Here is a 17,059-nt window from a genome sequence, read left to right on the forward strand (position 1 = left end):
GACATCTAGATAGACATCTTCCCTTTGGATATTTTTTGCGGGTATATTTTATGGGAACTTCGGAAACTGTTCAAAGTTAGGGTCACGCTTTTCTAAGAAAGCATTTTTACCTTCTTGTGCTTCTTCCATGAGATAAAACATCAAAGTAGCGTCACCTGCAAACTCCATCAATCCAGCTTGTCCATCAAGTTCTGCATTGAGGCCACGCTTGATCATACGAAGTGCCATAGGGCTACGCTTCATGATCGTCCTGCACCACTCGACAGTGGTATCTTCTAGATTTTCTAAAGGAACAACCTTATTGACCAAGCCCATCTTTTCGGCTTCATCTGCTGAATATTGATTGCATAGGAACCAAATCTCACGAGCTTTTTTCTGACCTACGTGTCTTGCTAAGTAAGAAGATCCAAATCCTGCATCGAAGCTACCAACCTTAGGGCCAGTTTGTCCAAAGATGGCATTTTCAGAAGCGATCGTTAAGTCACAAACTACGTGTAGTACGTGTCCACCACCGATTGCATATCCATTGACCATAGCGATCACAGGCTTAGGAAGTGAACGGATCTTCTTGTGGAGGTCAAGTACATTGAGTCTTGGTACGCCATTTTCACTGATGTATCCGCCTACACCTTTTACATTTTGATCTCCACCAGAACAAAAAGCTTTGTCTCCCTCACCAGTCAAAACCACCACGTTGATATCTGTACGCTCTCTACAAATATCCATAGCTTCGATCATTTGCATATTGGTCTCAGGACGAAATGCATTGTACACTTGAGGTCTATTGATCGTGATTTTGGCGATGCCTTCAAAAAACTCAAACTTGATATCTGAGTATTCTTTGATGGTCTGCCATGCGTAGTTAGATTTCATATGCAGTTTTTATTTGTTGTTTAAATGCTTTCAAAATGTTTGTATTCGTTTCACTAGTAGAGAAAACCTCTATCAACTTAGCTGTTTGGCTAGGTTGATAAAAGTTCTCTAAAGCTGTTTCTAATCCTTTTGTATCATTGACTCCATGATAGTCAAACCCAAACTCATCGGCTAAGTTTTGAGCTTTGAGCAGTTGCCTTGTTTCAAAATACTCTACTAACTCGGGTTGTGCAGCTGGTCCATCGATCATTCTAAAGATACCACCAGCTTGATTATTGAGCACAATGATACGTAGGTTTGCTAGAGGATAGTTGTGCCAAAAGGCATTGCGATCATAGAAAAAGGCCATATCGCCAGTGATCAGAGTAACAAAGGCATCTGTGTTCAAGGAAGCGCCAACGGCTGTACTATTACTGCCATCGATACCGCTAGTACCTCTATTAGCCATCACTTCAACGGATCTTGGAAGCGATTGGAGCATATTAGCATAACGGACAGTCATGCTATTAGCTAGATGCAGGTAACTGTTTGCAGGTATTTTTTGCTGCACCATGGCGTATGCTTTCAGTTCTCCAAAGGCAAGCTTTGGCCAAGTGTCGACCAATATTTCATTTATTTTAGACTCTTCTGAAATCCAAAATGCATGATATTCCGCATTTGCCTGAGCATGTGTGTCAAAGGCTTCTAAAAATGCTAGTGGCTCAGCAGTCCATACCTGAGTCAATTTTTTAAAAGTATCTGCGGTAGCCCCATCATGAGCTTGTATATGCCAGTGTGCTGCCCGGCTTACTTCGTTTCTTAGAAACAGTTTGAGATTTTTAGAGATGATGGATAGGCCAAAAGTAATGATCAAATCAGGCGTATAATCTTTGACGACATCTTTGATCAAAGGCAAAAAGAAATCATGATGTTGTAAAGATCCTGGAAAAGCTTGATTGGCGATCACATCGGTGACGACTACAGCTTTACCCGATTGGTGTATTTGTTGTAAAAGATTATTGATGTTCTCATCAGGAACCTGCTGACCCACTACGATCATTGGTCTTTTATATGACTGGAGTGATTTGTTTAGATTATTGATTTGACTAGGAGACAATTTAAGGTCGGCACCTAATTTTTTGATGATTTTGAGGTCTTTACGAAAGCTGATTTGCTCCTCTGCCTTAGGATAAAAAGGCTCTCTCAGCGGAATATTGATGTGCACAGGTCCCAGTGGAAGACTCTGGCTGAGATTGATTGCCTCATTGATCATGCGTTGGATATGCCAAAGTGTATCAGGATGCTCATCTAAAATAGGCAGTTGAAAGGATCCTTTGACATGATTGCCATAAATGCCTATTTGGCGTATCGTCTGTCCATCTAGCTGATCGATCCACTCACTAGGTCTATCAGCCGTGATGACTAGAAGAGGGATCTGCTGAAAAAATGCTTCAGCTATTGCGGGAGCATAGTTATAAGCTGCGGAGCCAGATGTACATACAAGTCCTACGGTTTTTCTACTTTGCTGGGCAATACCAAGCCCTATAAAAGCTGCACTTCTCTCATCAGATACAGTTCTAGTCCTGATCTCTGGATGGCGTGTCATCGCTAGCGTGATCGGTGCACAGCGTGACCCAGGAGATATGATAAATTGATTGACACCCTTCTGGGCGCATATCTGAGCGAGATCAAGTATGTGAACTGGTATCAACGGATCGAGTTTAGATAGAGGTTGGATTTAAGACAGCTTGCATGATTTTACATTTCATTTCCGTTTCTATCCATTCTTTTTCTGGATCAGAGTCTTCGGTTACACCTGCACCAGCGTAGAGGATAGCTTCTTCATCAAGGAGTTGCGCACAACGCAGATTGACAAAGAGCTGAGTTTCCTCTTGGATATTGACTGGCCCAAGAAAACCACTGAAAAATGAGCGGCTAAAGGATTCATGAGCAGCTAGAAAATCCATAGCGGGCTGCTTAGGCATGCCACAAATAGCGGAGGTAGGGTGCAAAAGAGAAAGCATGACTGTTCCCAGTTGCGGAAAATTAGTTGCTTTCATATTGACACGATAGTCCGTTCTCAAGTGCATCAGATGACCAGCTATGATGGTCTTTGGCCCCACTTCTTCATATTCTCTAAGTCTAATCTGCTTGAAGCAATTGATGATATAGCGACTGACGAGTGCCTGCTCTTCGATCTCTTTTTGTGTCCAAGCTACTTCTTTTAATGGATTTTCTCCTTGTACGACTTGTGTCCCCGCAAGTGCCATGGTGTGAAAATAATCATCCTTATCTACTCTGATCAATACTTCAGGACTAGCACCAAGCCATGTGCCTATTCCAGGAAGACTTACGAGAGAGACGAAAGCATTGGGATATTTTTCGCAGAGTGTCAAATATGCCTTCACTAAATTGAATGATTCACTCAGTGGGATACGCTTCGTTCTAGCAGGCACCACTTTATAAAACTCACCTGCTTGGATGGCTTGTACAGCTTTTGATACAGTCTGTTTGAAGCTTTCTGGTGTGGTGCTTTTAAAATCTAATGTATTATCAGCAGTATAGTAAGACTGGTTAGTCTTTGTTTTTAGTTTGGTTTGCAAAAGTGCTTCCCAAACTTCTTGAGCCTTATAGCCTTGCAGATTTGGTTCAGGACTTTCTTTTTCACCTTTACCTAATGTGAAATAGATGTCTGACTGAAGGTAAATGGCTTCTTTGGTATCATCTTGCTGATAAGGTGAAAATACAAAACCACTCTTGAGCTCTTCAAGATCTACTTTGCGATGTTTGATAGTACCAGTAAGATCAAGCAAAACATTCGTCTCGTGTGATTTAGGCAGTTTCCAGCAAGCTATTTGGAAATTATGCTCAAAACTGAGTTGAGAGATACGCTGTAGCCACTCGTCTTGTGGAAGACTAGTTGGATGAGAGGTTTGTATGACTGATTCGGTATTTGTACGCATATTATTTACGATCCAATACGGCTAAAGTGATCCTGCTGATACAAGTCAATTGCTCTTCTGAGTCATAGACTTTGATCTCCCATACTTGTGTTTTCTTACCCATATGAATGGGTTTAGCGACCCCTTTCACCCTGCCGTCTTTGACACTTTTGAGGTGATTCGCATTGATCTCTAATCCTACGCAGTATTGTTTTTGAAGATCTAGTGTATAGGTGGCGGCAACACTGCCTAGCGTCTCTGCTAGAACCACATTTGCTCCTCCATGTAACAGTCCGAGAGGTTGTTTGGTTCTGTGATCTACAGGCATGGTAGCTACTAAATAATCAGTTCCAATCTCCGTAAATTGAATATCCAAATAGGACACCATTGTACCCTCACTTTGATTATTTAATTGCGCTAGTGTTAAGTTTTTTGGAAAAATCATAAACAGTTGTCGGTCATTTATGCCTAATTTGCCCATAAATCGAACAAAAATACCAAAAATTGGCTATCAAAAAAATTTACCTCGTCAGACACGGACAGACTGACTACAATAAAAGGGGCATCGTACAAGGCAGTGGAATAGATGCACCGCTAAATGAAACTGGAAAAGCACAAGCGCATGCTTTTTTTGAAGCTTATAAATCTGTGGCATTCGATAAGATCTATGTATCAAGTCTACAGCGAACGAGGCAATCTGTACAGGGTTTTATCGACTCAGGTATTCCTTATGAACCATTAGCAGACCTCAATGAAATCAGCTGGGGAGACTATGAGGGCGTGCCCATGACGCCTGACGAAAATGTCTATTATCAAAAAATGCTCACAACTTGGCAGTCTGGGCAACTAGATTATGCGATCAGAGGAGGGGAGAGTCCACTGCAGGTTCAAGCTCGCTTGCAAGTCGCCCTAGATTACATCTTATCTCAAAAGGAAGAGACAATCCTGATTTGCATGCATGGTCGTGCTATCAGGATTTTACTGGCCACCTTGTTGAAATATCATCTGAGTACAATGGATGTATTTACGCATGCCAATCTGTGTCTATATGAATTGACCTATCTGGGACAAAGCTTCAGAATCGATCGGTTTGATGAGCGAGGACATTTGAATTAAGTTCTATTTGAATAAGTAGTTGGATTCCATTAACTTGAGATTGATAATTAAGGTAAATGAAGTGTTTTATGAAGAAGCTTATTTTTACTATCGTGACATTTAGTCTAATGTTAAGTTGCAAAACTCATCAAGATATGGAAGCTCAACAAAAAACTATGGTAGAAAGCTATATTGATGCTTATAATAGCTTTGATGTAGAAGGAATGACGCAGCATTTAGATGATGCACTAATCTTTGAAAATATCGCTGGAGATGAAGTGAATCTACATATAGAAGGGCTTGATGCATTCAAAAAGCAAGCAAAGGAAGCCACACAATATTTCAGTGAGCGAAAGCAGACAGTCGAGTCTTGGACTTTTGGCGAGGAAAAAGTGCAAATCAAAATCTCCTACTTTGCTGTAGTGGCTGTAGATCTTCCAAATGGGCTTAAAAAAGGGGATACGCTTCAGCTAGAAGGAGAATCGATCTTCAAATTCAAGGGAGATAAAATTGTGAAAATAACAGACAAGAGCTGAGTTTATTTTCTACATTATTTAAAGAGGATTAATTTGATTCAAGAAGTAATTTAACCAAATTAGGTTAGAAATCGAATTAGTCTAGCTATGAAAGTATTTTTTAAAGAATTGTTTAATTACAATAAGCATGTCAACCTTCAACTCATCGACTTATTGAGTCAGCATGAGGCAGAGCTTTCAGAGAATGCCAAACTTTTGATGAGTCACATACTAAATGCGCACCATATCTGGAATCACCGTATGCTAAATAGATCAGCTAGATTTAGTGTTTGGCAATTGCATCTAGTATCAGATTTTCATAAGATACATGAGACCAATCTAAACATGACCTTGGAGATTATAGATAATTTAGATTTAGATAATGCCATCACTTATTCGAATAGCAAAGGGCAAGTCTTTCAGAATACAGTACAGGAGGTGCTTTTTCATATCATAAATCATTCAACTTATCATAGAGGGCAAATCGCCACTTCAGTCAAATCATCAGGTATAGCTCCTTTAGCGACAGACTATATATTCTATAAACGTTAAGTCTATATAACTCAAACGCTCTAAAAAATGACATCAACGATCAAAACCAAACAAACGAATGCCAGTGTGCTCGATTTCATAAAGGCAGCTGCAGACACACCCCAAAAGCTAACTGATAGCTTGACCATACTCAAGTTAATGGAAGAGGTGACGGGCTACCCAGCAAAAATGTGGGGAGAATCCATCATCGGTTTTGGTCAGTATCACTATAAGTCTGATCGCAGTAGGCAGGAGGGAGACTGGCCATTGGTGGGTTTTTCACCTCGCAAAGCTGCCATTTCATTGTATGTGTATAGCGGATGTGCAGGTCAGGAAGACTTGCTAGCTAAGCTAGGTAAGTATAAAATGGGTAAGTCTTGTATCTATGTCAAAAGACTCTCAGATATCGATCAGAAAGTTTTAGTCAATATAATTCAAACAACGATTAGTTTTTTGAGAAACAAATATCCTGATTGATCTAATAAAAGCAATATTTTAAAAATAATTATTCATATATTTTTGTAGAAGTTATTGTTTTGAATAGTTTTATTGAAAACTTAAAAACTATGAAAAAACTTATACTCATTTTACTGCTACTGCCTACATTGACTTTTGGACAGTTTTCTAAGGGAACTAAGATGATCGGTACAGACTTTAGCGTATCTTCTTATACTACTTCAGTCAATAATGAACCTCCCATTACTACAATAACAGGAAACTTTCATTTTGGATTTTTCACATCAGAATCATTTGCTGTTGGTCCAATATTAAATGTTTTGTATAACAGGAATTATAATATTAATCCTGTAACAAACACTTTTGATGAAATTAGTATTACTGGACTAAGCGGTGGTTTATTTGCCCGCAAATTCTTCAAAATATCTGATAAGTTCTTCTTCAGCTTAGAAGGAAGAGGGCTTATTGGTTATGCTCAAAGAAGCAATGACTCAAGATTGAATTTTGCCTTTCAAAGTGACGATAGAGTCACTAGGTTTGACATTTCAATCCTTCCCGCTTTTACATTTTTTCCAAGCGAAAGATGGGGGATTGATGCAAGGCTTGGGCAGATCTATTATGGTTCAAATGCCGCTAACTATTTTCAAGATTTCAAAGAGTTCAGATTTAACCTTGGCAGAGTTTCCCTTGGTTTCAACTATTACTTTGGGATAAAAGGAACAGAATAACTTCTTCTCAAATATCCTGAAACGAAAAAAGGCTGCGAATTTCGCAGCCTTTTCAGTTTATATAGAGAACTAGATTTATGATCTTGTTCTTCTTGTCTTTTTATCTTGATCCTCTTCTGGAGTGTCATCGACATCCGCCATGACTCTACCACAGTGTTCACATACGATAAGCTTCTTCTTCTCTCTGATATCAGCTTGTCTCTGTGGAGGCACGATGTTGAAACAACCTCCGCAAGCACCTCTTTTGACGAGGACAACGGCTAGGCCGTTTTTAGCGTTTTCTCTGATCTTCTCGTAAGACTTGTAGAGTCTTTCCTCGATCTTTGTGACAGCTTTTTCTCTTTCTTTTCTAAGCTTCTGCTCATCTGTTTCACTCTCAGCGATGATTGTGTTCAGTTCAGCTTTTTTGTTTTCAAGATCCTTAGTTCTGTCATCTAAGGTTTCCTTCAATATCGTCACTTCAGCTTTCTTGTTATCGATTTTGAAGTGATCTTCTTTTATTTTTTTCTCGGCAATTTGAATCTCGAGACCTTGTAGTTCAACTTCCTTAGTGATCGCATCATATTCTCTGTTATTTCTAACATTCATCTGCTGCTCCTCATACTTTTTGATCAGCTTTTCTGATTCTTTGATGGCTTCCTTGTGGGCTTTGATGCCAGCTTCTAAGCTTTGGATGTCGCTATCGTATTTGTCAAGTCTTGTTTGGTATCCTGCGATCTCATCTTCTAAGTCTTGAACTTCCTCAGGGAGTGCTCCTCTGATTTTTAGAATAGAATCTAGCTTAGAATCTAGGTTTTGAAGATGAAGAAGGTTTTCTAGTTTTTGTGCTACGGTACTTTCCATGTATTAAGTTAGGTAAGTAATTGGGTTAGTAACTACTTCGGTCAAATAGAGTGCAATATTAGTGAATTTTTTCTTCAAAAACTCGAATAATAAATCTTTTGTATAAACTTCACTCTCATAATGTCCAATATCTGCTAAAATCAATTGTCCATCCGCGTCAAAGTACTCATGGTACTTTACATCTGCGGTGATGAAGATATCTGCTTGGGCTGATTTAGCCGCTCCAAGTAGGAAGATACCCGCTCCACCGCAGACAGCAACAGTCTTTATTTTATCATTGCAAATAGAAGTATGCTTGATCACAGAGAGCTGCATGCTTGACTTGAGATGTTGCAAAAATTCTCCTGTTGGCATGGCTTCTTGGAGTTCACCGATCATGCCAGAACCCACTTCCTGGTAGGCATTTTCTAATGTCTGTAAATAGTAGGCAACTTCTTCGTAAGGGTGTGCCTTTTTGAGCGCGTTCAAGACCTTACCAGAGAGGTGACTTGGCAAGATTACTTCTACACGTCTCTCTTTTTCTATAGCTTGTTGGCCTACAGTACCAGTATGTGGATGGGTACCCTCAGTAGGGAGAAAAGTCCCCTCACCAGAGACGCTGAAGCTGCAATTTTTATATTCACCAATCTGTCCTGCACCTGCTGCATAGAGTGCCTGAGTCACTTCGGTCACTTGATCCTCAGGAATGAAAGTCGTCAACTTACTCAGCAGATCCGTTTTAGGAGACAATATCCTCGTGTTGATCAGCCCTAGTCGATCGCAGATACGTTTGTTTACTCCAGTATGGACATTATCTAAATTCGTATGGATGGCATAGATAGCGATATCATGCTTGATAGCCTTGATGATAGTTCGTTCGATGTAGTTTTTGCCAGTGAGTGATTTGAGTCCTTTAAAAATGATCGGATGGTGCGCGATGATCACATTACAATTTTTAGCAATCGCTTCATCTACCACAGCTTCTGTACTATCAAGCGCGATAAGTATACCACTCACTTCCCAGTGAGGATCTCCGGTCAGCAGCCCTGCATTGTCATAGCTTTCTTGGTACTGTTTGGGAGCAATAGTCTCTAAAAATTGGGTAAGCTGTTTTATATTTATCATTTTTGAGGAAATTTGCTGCTCAAATATAAAAATTAATCAATAGCTCCTCAGATGTCTTTTCTGAAAATCCTCTTGTGGCCTTTTGCTTTACTCTATGATCTAGTGACGCGCAGTCGCAACTATCTTTTTGATATTGGGTACAAAAAGTCCATTCGTTTCACCGTTCCTACCATCGTGGTGGGAAATCTTAGCGTAGGTGGTACAGGCAAGACTCCGATGGTAGAGTATATGATAAAGCTGCTTAGGCAAACAGAGCGATTGGCTGTGCTGTCTCGAGGATATGGACGAAAGACACGAGGATTTATTGCGGCAGATGCTAGTGCCAGTGCTGTAGCTATTGGAGACGAGCCTTTCCAGATTTATCAAAAGTTTGAGGGAGAGATACCCGTTTTTGTGGGAGAGGATCGTGTCTTAGCGGTTCCAAATATCTTAGTAGCAGCACCAGAGACAAGCTTACTATTATTAGATGATGCCTTTCAGCATCGCTATGTCGATGCACATTTAAATATCTTGTTGTCAGATTATCAACAACCATTTTACGAGGATTATCTCTTGCCTCTTGGCAGGCTAAGGGAAGCTAGGAAAGGCGCTCAAAGAGCTAATGCTATCGTCATTACCAAGTGCCCTCAAAACCTCACGTCATCAGAAAAAGTGCACATTACTCAAAAGGTAGCACAGTACACGAGTGCAAATGTTCCTGTTTTCTTTGCATACATCGCTTATGACGAGCCAGTATTCAAAAGTGGTGCAAAGATAGCTACCTCAGATTATTACCTCTTTGCAGGGATCGCTAAAAGCAAAATCTTTGATGACTACAGTAGAAAGGAATTTAACGTGCTTGGGTCAAAGTATTTCGCGGATCATCACCGTTATATGGAGGCAGAAGTAGAAGCCTTGGTGGAAGCGGCCAAAACCTCAGGAGCAAAAGCACTCTTGACCACAGAAAAAGATGCCGTTAAATTTGAGGCATTGACATTAAAGCAGGCACTTTCTGACTTCCCGCTCTATTATTTGCCAATAAAAACAGCTTTCTTTGAATCAGATTTTGATCAGTGGATCAAAGACAAAACAGCAGCGCTTCGTGATCAGTAGATTTCTATACTTTATTTGTTGCTTCTTAGTGGTCGGCTCCCTATCAGCTCAAGTGAGACTGGTAGAGGAGGAGGGTGATAGCACAGCCAATGTCACGCGTAAACGCACCCTGCTCAATGACTCAAGTGAATCTGTCTATGGGCCTAAGACCACACTATTTTTTACAGAAGCTAGTCTCCGCTACAACAGGGAGAAATTTTATGAGGTAGATACTGCATTGCACAGTTTTCATAGGTTCGATCCGATGGGGAAGGCCAACTTTCTCTATCAAGATCTAGGCAATATCGGAAGTGCATCACAGCCTATATTTTATCAAACGCCAGAGGTGATAGGAAGACAGTCAGGCTTCCATGTCTATGACTTGTATTTCAAAGACCCAAGCAAATTCAAATACTACGATACCAAATCTCCTCATACCAATCTAAATGCAAACTTTGGAGGAGGCGGGCGTAATATGCTGGATGTCTTCTACACCAGAAATATCAATCCTAATTGGAATGTGGCTTTTAATTTCTCGACTATCAGAGCGGCCAAACAGCTCAACCTAACAGGAAGAGATGACCGCATGGTGACCCAGGATGCTTACAGTATTCAGACCAACTATCAATCAGAGGATAAGCGCTACAAAGCACTGGCGCATTTCTCTAGAATGAATCATGTGGTCAATGAGTCAGGAGGGATCATTCCTCCAGCGTTAGACTCTACCTCAGAGCTTTTTGAGTACAGGGATGCCAAGGTATTTTTGCAAGAAGCAGTGGCGCAAGACCTAAGACAGTCTTACCATTTATATCATCAGTATGAGCTGCGCAAAGGCTTAGAAGTGTACCATGTGATGAATAAGCTCAATCACTTTGTACGCTATAGCGATCAGCTGGAGGGCATAGATTCACTCTACTATCCAAGATACATTTTTAGTACAGACAGTACGAGGGAGTCATTTAGGTTTAGTGAGTTTTCCAATGAGGTGGGTTTCAAAGGACTACTTTCTGATGTAGTCTATTACAATGCCTTTCTCAAGAGTAGAGAACTGAGCTTTCGCAATAGTAAAATCGTAGGTTTTGATCGGATCAGTGAAGTGTCCATAGGTGGTAACCTCCGTGGACAGATTGATGATAAATGGCAGTTTGAGGCTTTCTTGGAGTATTTGATTACCGATGCGTATCAGTTTGGGGGAAAACTCATCGCTCCTTGGATTGACATTAGCTATACCAAATCTCTCGTCAGACCCAACTTCGTGCAGCTACGCATGCGAGCCAATCATGGTGACTGGACCAACAACTTTTCAAATATAGGCTCTGATGTACTCGGTGGGGTACTCAAAGTAGACACTAAAAATGTCAAGTTTAGGCCAGGACTAGAGTTAGCAAGAGTCAACAATCATATTTTCTTCGATCAAAGTCAGGTGCCAGCCCAAGCAAATGGTGAGGCTTTTATTTTACAGCCTAAGTTTGATCTAAGCATCTCATGGGGTAAGTTGCGCTGGCTGACCTCAGCTAGGTACACTTCCCTATCTGGTGCCGCGGCAGATGTATTCAGAGTGCCAGAGTTATTTGCCAACTCTCAGTTGTACATTGATACCCCATTATTTGACGAAAAACTATTCATACAAGTAGGGTTAGATGTGCGCTGGATGTCAGATTACTTTGCAGATGCATACAGTGCAGGCTTGCAGCAGTTTCACCTACAGGATGATTTCTTAGTGTACAATTATCCAGTGGCGGATGTATTTCTCAACTTGAGGCTTAACCGTACCCGCGTTTTCTTCAAGTTTAGCCACCTCAATGCAGGTCTCATGGAGCAAGAGGGATACTTCACGACACCTTATTATACTGGAGTGCCAAGAGTCCTAGATGTGGGGATCAACTGGTCATTTTTTGATTAATTGCCCAGTCATTTTAATTTTGCGTCATGAAGGAAGAGACGAGCACCGCGGATAAAATGCTACATTTGAAATTGCCTACAGATCCTCGCTGGGTAGATATCGCCTCTATGCATATCAAAGATATCCTCGTGGATCATGCTTATTGTGAGCAAAAAGCAGCTTCTTCCTGCATCTCTTTGATCGTAGGATTTCCTGAGAAAACCGAACTCGTGGACATGCTCACAGCGGTAGTAGCTGAGGAGTGGGGACATTTTGAACGAGTGCTAGAAATGCTCAAAAAGCGTGGATACAGTCTAGGACCTCAGCGAAAAGACGAATATGTGCTAGCCTTGGTAGCTTTTGTAATCAAAGGAGGCTCCAGAGATCAGCGATTGGTAGATCAACTATTGATGAATGCACTGATAGAAGCGAGAAGTTGTGAGCGATTCAAATTGCTCTGGAAAAATATTCAAGACGAAGAGTTGAGTAAGTTTTATTATGAACTCATGGTGTCAGAAGCAGCACATTATGTCAATTTCATTACTTTAGCCAAGCTATACATGCCAGATGACTACGTGAAAAGGCGCTGGCAAGAGTGGCTAGAAGAAGAGGCTAGGATATTAAAGCAACTTGAAATCAGAAAGGATCGTATGCATTGATGTCCGATCGTATAAAAATCAGCTATCTTGCATAAAAGATCGCGATCAACCATAATTTTTATTTACATTAGGGAAATATTTTTTCATTTATGAATCTAGTAGAAAACATCAAAGAGGGCTTACGCTCTATCAAAGCAAATCTTCTCAGAACAGTACTGACAGGTTTAATCATCGCCATAGGGATTACCTCTCTGGTAGGAATGCTCACTGCGATCGATGGGATCAAGTATCAGATCGAAAACAGTCTATCTAGCTTAGGTGCGAATAATTTTGACATTCGATCCAAAGGCTTCTCCGGCAGACGTAGCAATGTAGGAGGCGTAGAGGAGAAAGTTTATCCGCCTATAGACTACAAAGAAGCTACACGCTTTAAGGAAATTTATGATGAGCCTGCCAATGTAACCATTTTTGCTTCAGTGTCCTTTGCTACAGAGGTGAAGCGTGGCTCTAAAAAGACAAATCCTAACATCCGTGTTACTGGAGGAGATGAAAACTATTTTAGAATCAAAGGCTCTATCATCGAAAAGGGAAGAAACTTCTCTAACGTAGAAACACAATATGGTGCCAATGTGGCCATCGTAGGAACAGAGTTGGTCAAAGCACTTTTCAATGAAAATGAAGATCCATTAGGGCAGCAGATTGCCTTTTTTGGAAGGAAATATACAATAGTGGGCGTCTTAGAAGCCCAAGGAGGCCTCGGTGGAGACAATGCGCCAGATCGCGCTATCATCATCCCACTGATCAATGCCAATACTCTCGCTAGAAGTGGTGGCTTGCGCTATATCATCACTGTAGCAGGAGAAAACCCAGCGGTCATGGAGCGAGAAATGGGAGAGGCTACAGGCCTGATGCGCAAGGTAAGAGGAGATGAAGTCATTCAAGAAAATTCTTTTGAGGTAAGCAAAAGTCAATCACTCAGTGATAGTTTAGAAGAAGTGACAGGCTATCTGCGTATTGGCGGTTTTGGTATTGGATTTATCACTTTGCTAGGAGCCGCGGTAGGACTGATGAATATCATGATGGTCTCGGTGACAGAGCGTACCAGAGAGATCGGAGTGAGAAAAGCCCTTGGTGCTACTCCACTCAGAATTAGACAGCAGTTTTTGATAGAAGCGATTGTGATCTGCCAGCTAGGTGGGATCTTAGGAGCCTTTTTAGGAATTTTGATAGGCAATGTGGTCGCCAGCTTTATCGGAAGTGGAGGCTTTATCATCCCTTGGTTCTGGATCATGGTAGCCTTTATCATTTGTGCCGTAGTAGGTTTGTCTTCAGGATTCTACCCTGCATACAAGGCCTCTAAGCTAGATCCGATAGATGCCCTGAGATTTGAGTAGTGCATAAGAAATGAGTATATAAGACAAAAGCCAGTTTTCGAGCTGGCTTTTGCTATTCATAGTGTTTCTCGCTGTCCATCAAACCCTGAGGCGCATAAGTCCTCCAGCGACCGATCCTGCGGTCATACTCATAGTATCCCTCTTCTCGAAGTACCCCCGTTGGATGAAAGCGCTGCCATTCTCCTACTTTATGGTCTTGATCATAGAAGCCGATTTGTTTGCGCTTGCCTTTGGCAGTGTACCACTTCCATTCGCCTTGTTTCTTGTCATTGAGATAGTGACCTGTAGCTTTGATACGACCATTTTGGAAATAATAAGTCCATAAGCCAGTCTTTTGACCTTGAAGGTATTGACCTTCTTCGGAAGTCTGGCCATTAGTGTAAGTAGCAGTATGTGAAGTGATTTTTTGTGTCATGCTGTTTTTATTCAAATGAATTCGTAGCCTTTTAAAACTTGGATGCCAAATATACCCGTTTCGATCTGAAGTGTGACTTGCTGATGTCCATAAGTTTCTTCCACCGAGGGGAAGATACGTAGGGCAGGGTAGGCACCATAGGCATCATTTTCAAAGATTAGAAAGGAAGTAGGCTTACGGCCAGTACTCGATCTTTCATAGTGATAAGTAAAACCATAAGTTTCCTTGATCGGATCTTGACTAGTCCAATAATTGATCATCAAAAGACCATGAAATAGTCCTATGATAATTGAAGTGGTCAGAAGATACTGTGAGAATTTGAATTGAGGCACTTTTTTAATGAAATAGCCCCCTACAGAGACTAAAATCATAGCATAAACCAAAGCAAATAGCCATGTAGGTAAAAGTGTGTTGAAAACGATCGTCAGGACTAAGATCAAATTGACTACACTCATTAAAATACCCTGAAATAGCCGTACTTGAAGGATACACCAAATCGCTCTCCAAAGATCAGCTATATCATAGTAAACAAGGATCCGAAAAAGTGGTCGCCATTTAGGAAAAGTCAAAGCTAATAAAAGGATCACTGGAATAGGGGCTAATATTCCACCAGCTTTGATCAGTAAGAAGCAGATAAAAGTCAAGAAGAGACAAGCTAACAAAAAGCCTGTAAAGTCAACCAGCATTTTGAGCGACTGATAGATGCTGAAATACTCTGATTGTACAAACTCCTCATACCTCATCTTAGCATAGGCTCTTGCTTTTTGTCTCGCTTCATATTGTAGGCGTGCTGCCTTTTCTTGAGGGGTCTCGTAAGTCTGATAAGCTTTCTCTTGAGGAGCTTCTAGCTTATTTTTGAAATATTCGTAAGCTTCTGTAAGTAGGATAAATTCTGACTGAGCATTGGCGCTGGCATTGCGATCAGGGTGAAGACGCTTGGCCTGCTCACGATAGGCACGTTTGAGTTGATCCAAGGAGCTGGCTTGATCGATAGCCAGTATTTTTAAATATTGCTCCTCCATAAGATCTCTATCAGCTATTTGGTTGCTATCAAATATACTAGATATCCGCAAAAGCCATAGCGATGGTCAAAATAAAAGCTCCTTTTGGGAGCTTTTAGGTATCTTAATGTTTCTCGTAGACGAGTTCGGGTTCGGAAACTTCCACATTACCCTTTTCATTGATTTGGACGAGGGTCACTTCTTTGGTTTCATTCACAAGTAGAGGATCATACTTGGCTGCTACGCGGATGTAGTTTTCTGTGAAACCATGCATTTGTCCATCTTCTATATCTTCTTCAAAAAGCACCGTGTAGGTATTGCCCAAGTTTTCCGTGTAGAACTTCCTGCGCTTTTTCTCAGATAAGATGCGGAGCATTTTAGAACGCTCGTTACGTTTTTTCATAGGCACTACCTCCTCCATCTCTGCAGCACGTGTATTGGCACGCTCAGAATAAGTGAAGACGTGGAGGTAAGAGATGTCTAGCTCATTGAGGAAATTATACGTATCGAGGAAGTCTTCATCCGTCTCTCCAGGGAATCCCACGATCACATCCACTCCGATACAACAGTGCGGCATGAGGGTTTTGATCTTGGTGACACGGTCTACATAAAGTTCTCTCAGATACCTTCTGCCCATACTGCGAAGGATCTTATTGCTTCCTGATTGAAGGGGTATATGAAAGTGCGGTACAAAACGCTTCGACTGCGCCACAAATTCAATGGCCTCATTGGTCAAAAGGTTGGGTTCTATAGAAGAGATTCTAAAGCGGTTGATGCCCTCTACCTCATCCAATGCTTGGATCAGGTCTACAAATTTCTCTACCCTACGACCATCTTGGATACCAAAGTCTCCGATATTGACTCCAGTAAGTACTACTTCTTTGACATCTGTTTGAGCGATCTCTCTCGCAGCATCCAAGATATTAGCGATACTATCACTGCGGCTTTTGCCCCGTGCCAGTGGGATGGTACAGAAGGCACAGCCATAGTTGCAGCCATCCTGTACCTTTAAGAAAGTACGGGTACGGTCATGGATTGAGTAGGCATTATTGAAATTAGTGGCTTCTTTGATCTCAGAGGCTAAAATTTTAGGCTGTTTTTCCTTGACAAAGCCATCCAATAGCTCAATGAGCCTAAATTTTTCAGCAGCACCCAATACCGCATCTACACCTGGGATGGTAGAGATCTCCTCAGGCTTTAGCTGTGCGTAACAGCCTATGATAGTCACGTAGGAGTCAGGAGAAAGCTTTTTGGCTTCTTTGACGATCTTTTTACACTTCTTATCTGCATTTTCAGTCACCGAGCAGGTATTGATGATATAGATATCAGCTTCCTCCTCGAAATTGACTTTTTGGTAGCCCTTGTCCTCAAACATCCTACTGATCGTAGAAGTCTCTGAGTAGTTGAGCTTACAGCCTAAGGTATAAAATGCTACTTTTTTCACGTGCAAAAGCGGTCTTTGATGATAATACTCTGTCTTAACTCACAAAGTTAGTGAATAATTTCACGCAAGCGGATCAAATATCATTTTTCCAAATCTTCTATGGTATGATGGGTTTGGATTTTCAAAACAGCTTGGATTTAAAATGAAGGCACTTTTGACTAATTTGTTGAAAAATATCTTAGAGTAG

18 protein-coding genes are annotated in these 17,059 nt (G+C 41.1%); 9 read left to right on the forward strand and 9 right to left on the reverse strand.

Translation table 11 applies throughout. The features are described from left to right. Positions 1-48: 48 nt before the first annotated feature. Genes menB through I5349_RS01750 form a run of 4 tightly spaced genes read right to left on the reverse strand, consistent with a single transcriptional unit; the run spans position 49 to position 4,239 of the window. Positions 49-873 carry a 1,4-dihydroxy-2-naphthoyl-CoA synthase gene (gene menB, locus I5349_RS01735; RefSeq protein WP_226389000.1) on the reverse strand — a complete coding sequence of 275 codons (825 nt, stop codon included), beginning with the start codon at positions 871-873 and terminating at the stop codon, positions 49-51. Next, complete coding sequence (gene menD / locus I5349_RS01740) at positions 863-2,563, reverse strand: 2-succinyl-5-enolpyruvyl-6-hydroxy-3-cyclohexene-1-carboxylic-acid synthase (RefSeq protein ID WP_226389001.1); 1,701 nt, start codon at positions 2,561-2,563, stop codon at positions 863-865. Before menD ends, menB begins: the two co-directional genes overlap by 11 nt. 10 nt (positions 2,564-2,573) lie before the next feature. Then, positions 2,574-3,815: a chorismate-binding protein gene (locus I5349_RS01745; protein ID WP_226389002.1), complete on the reverse strand. Its 1,242-nt coding sequence runs from the start codon at positions 3,813-3,815 to the stop codon at positions 2,574-2,576. 1 nt (position 3,816) lies between these two features. Beyond that, the gene (locus I5349_RS01750) at positions 3,817-4,239 is read right to left on the reverse strand and encodes a hotdog fold thioesterase (protein WP_226389003.1); all 423 of its coding nucleotides are present in this window, start codon (positions 4,237-4,239) and stop codon (positions 3,817-3,819) included. Between the two features lie 59 nt (positions 4,240-4,298). On the opposite strand from I5349_RS01750, the gene I5349_RS01755 reads away from it, so the two are divergent. The 5 genes from I5349_RS01755 (at position 4,299) to I5349_RS01775 (ending at position 7,119) form a co-directional block, all read left to right on the forward strand. Beyond that, complete coding sequence (locus I5349_RS01755; RefSeq protein ID WP_226389004.1) at positions 4,299-4,910, forward strand: histidine phosphatase family protein; 612 nt, start codon at positions 4,299-4,301, stop codon at positions 4,908-4,910. 134 nt (positions 4,911-5,044) lie between these two features. Then, the gene (locus tag I5349_RS01760) at positions 5,045-5,425 is read left to right on the forward strand and encodes a nuclear transport factor 2 family protein (protein WP_226389005.1); all 381 of its coding nucleotides are present in this window, start codon (positions 5,045-5,047) and stop codon (positions 5,423-5,425) included. A gap of 87 nt (positions 5,426-5,512) precedes the next feature. Further along, complete coding sequence (locus I5349_RS01765; RefSeq protein ID WP_226389006.1) at positions 5,513-5,956, forward strand: DinB family protein; 444 nt, start codon at positions 5,513-5,515, stop codon at positions 5,954-5,956. Between the two features lie 27 nt (positions 5,957-5,983). Next, entirely contained in the window at positions 5,984-6,412 is a 429-nt protein-coding gene (locus I5349_RS01770) for a DUF1801 domain-containing protein (RefSeq protein WP_226389007.1), read from the forward strand. 161 nt (positions 6,413-6,573) lie between these two features. Continuing rightward, positions 6,574-7,119, forward strand: coding sequence for a hypothetical protein (locus tag I5349_RS01775; RefSeq protein WP_226389008.1), 546 nt, complete (start codon positions 6,574-6,576; stop codon positions 7,117-7,119). A gap of 75 nt (positions 7,120-7,194) precedes the next feature. On the opposite strand, the gene I5349_RS01780 is transcribed toward I5349_RS01775, so the two are convergent. Both I5349_RS01780 and I5349_RS01785 read right to left on the reverse strand, forming a co-directional pair. Further along, a complete protein-coding gene (locus I5349_RS01780; protein ID WP_226389009.1) occupies positions 7,195-7,962 on the reverse strand; it encodes a zinc ribbon domain-containing protein in 768 nt (255 codons plus the stop codon). A 3-nt stretch (positions 7,963-7,965) separates the two neighbouring features. Further along, positions 7,966-9,066 carry a Nif3-like dinuclear metal center hexameric protein gene (locus I5349_RS01785; protein WP_226389010.1) on the reverse strand — a complete coding sequence of 367 codons (1,101 nt, stop codon included), beginning with the start codon at positions 9,064-9,066 and terminating at the stop codon, positions 7,966-7,968. 51 nt (positions 9,067-9,117) lie between these two features. Here I5349_RS01785 and lpxK point away from each other — a divergent pair, with 51 nt between their 5' ends. From lpxK to I5349_RS01805, 4 genes are all read left to right on the forward strand, one after another. Next, positions 9,118-10,158 carry a tetraacyldisaccharide 4'-kinase gene (gene lpxK, locus I5349_RS01790; RefSeq protein WP_226389011.1) on the forward strand — a complete coding sequence of 347 codons (1,041 nt, stop codon included), beginning with the start codon at positions 9,118-9,120 and terminating at the stop codon, positions 10,156-10,158. After that, entirely contained in the window at positions 10,100-12,040 is a 1,941-nt protein-coding gene (locus I5349_RS01795) for a putative porin (protein ID WP_226389012.1), read from the forward strand. Before lpxK ends, I5349_RS01795 begins: the two co-directional genes overlap by 59 nt. Before the next feature lie 26 nt (positions 12,041-12,066). After that, positions 12,067-12,678 (forward strand): MiaE family protein, encoded by a 612-nt coding sequence (locus I5349_RS01800; protein ID WP_226389013.1) that lies wholly within the window; start codon positions 12,067-12,069, stop codon positions 12,676-12,678. An 89-nt stretch (positions 12,679-12,767) separates the two neighbouring features. Continuing rightward, entirely contained in the window at positions 12,768-14,012 is a 1,245-nt protein-coding gene (locus tag I5349_RS01805) for an ABC transporter permease (protein ID WP_226389014.1), read from the forward strand. Between the two features lie 52 nt (positions 14,013-14,064). Here I5349_RS01805 and I5349_RS01810 read toward each other — a convergent pair whose 3' ends face one another. The 3 genes from I5349_RS01810 to mtaB all read right to left on the reverse strand — a co-directional run bounded on the left by I5349_RS01810 (position 14,065) and on the right by mtaB (position 16,872). Next, the gene (locus tag I5349_RS01810) at positions 14,065-14,427 is read right to left on the reverse strand and encodes a toxin-antitoxin system YwqK family antitoxin (RefSeq protein WP_226389015.1); all 363 of its coding nucleotides are present in this window, start codon (positions 14,425-14,427) and stop codon (positions 14,065-14,067) included. A gap of 11 nt (positions 14,428-14,438) precedes the next feature. Beyond that, complete coding sequence (locus I5349_RS01815; protein ID WP_226389016.1) at positions 14,439-15,449, reverse strand: J domain-containing protein; 1,011 nt, start codon at positions 15,447-15,449, stop codon at positions 14,439-14,441. A 103-nt stretch (positions 15,450-15,552) separates the two neighbouring features. Further along, complete coding sequence (gene mtaB, locus I5349_RS01820; protein WP_226389017.1) at positions 15,553-16,872, reverse strand: tRNA (N(6)-L-threonylcarbamoyladenosine(37)-C(2))-methylthiotransferase MtaB; 1,320 nt, start codon at positions 16,870-16,872, stop codon at positions 15,553-15,555. Between the last annotated feature and the right edge of the window lie 187 nt (positions 16,873-17,059).

The organism is Penaeicola halotolerans (genome assembly GCF_016464625.1).
Lineage (GTDB): Bacteria > Bacteroidota > Bacteroidia > Cytophagales > Cyclobacteriaceae > Penaeicola > Penaeicola halotolerans.

Coding starts and splice junctions, on each gene's coding strand:
- menB (WP_226389000.1), bottom strand. CDS start 873: ATGAAATCTAACTACGCATGGCAGACCATCAAAGAATACTCAGATATC.
- I5349_RS01745 (WP_226389002.1), bottom strand. CDS start 3,815: ATGCGTACAAATACCGAATCAGTCATACAAACCTCTCATCCAACTAGT.
- I5349_RS01750 (WP_226389003.1), bottom strand. CDS start 4,239: ATGATTTTTCCAAAAAACTTAACACTAGCGCAATTAAATAATCAAAGT.
- I5349_RS01760 (WP_226389005.1), top strand. CDS start 5,045: ATGGAAGCTCAACAAAAAACTATGGTAGAAAGCTATATTGATGCTTAT.
- I5349_RS01765 (WP_226389006.1), top strand. CDS start 5,513: ATGAAAGTATTTTTTAAAGAATTGTTTAATTACAATAAGCATGTCAAC.
- I5349_RS01770 (WP_226389007.1), top strand. CDS start 5,984: ATGACATCAACGATCAAAACCAAACAAACGAATGCCAGTGTGCTCGAT.
- I5349_RS01775 (WP_226389008.1), top strand. CDS start 6,574: ATGATCGGTACAGACTTTAGCGTATCTTCTTATACTACTTCAGTCAAT.
- I5349_RS01780 (WP_226389009.1), bottom strand. CDS start 7,962: ATGGAAAGTACCGTAGCACAAAAACTAGAAAACCTTCTTCATCTTCAA.
- I5349_RS01785 (WP_226389010.1), bottom strand. CDS start 9,066: ATGATAAATATAAAACAGCTTACCCAATTTTTAGAGACTATTGCTCCC.
- lpxK (WP_226389011.1), top strand. CDS start 9,118: ATGTCTTTTCTGAAAATCCTCTTGTGGCCTTTTGCTTTACTCTATGAT.
- I5349_RS01800 (WP_226389013.1), top strand. CDS start 12,067: ATGAAGGAAGAGACGAGCACCGCGGATAAAATGCTACATTTGAAATTG.
- I5349_RS01805 (WP_226389014.1), top strand. CDS start 12,768: ATGAATCTAGTAGAAAACATCAAAGAGGGCTTACGCTCTATCAAAGCA.
- I5349_RS01810 (WP_226389015.1), bottom strand. CDS start 14,427: ATGACACAAAAAATCACTTCACATACTGCTACTTACACTAATGGCCAG.
- I5349_RS01815 (WP_226389016.1), bottom strand. CDS start 15,449: ATGGAGGAGCAATATTTAAAAATACTGGCTATCGATCAAGCCAGCTCC.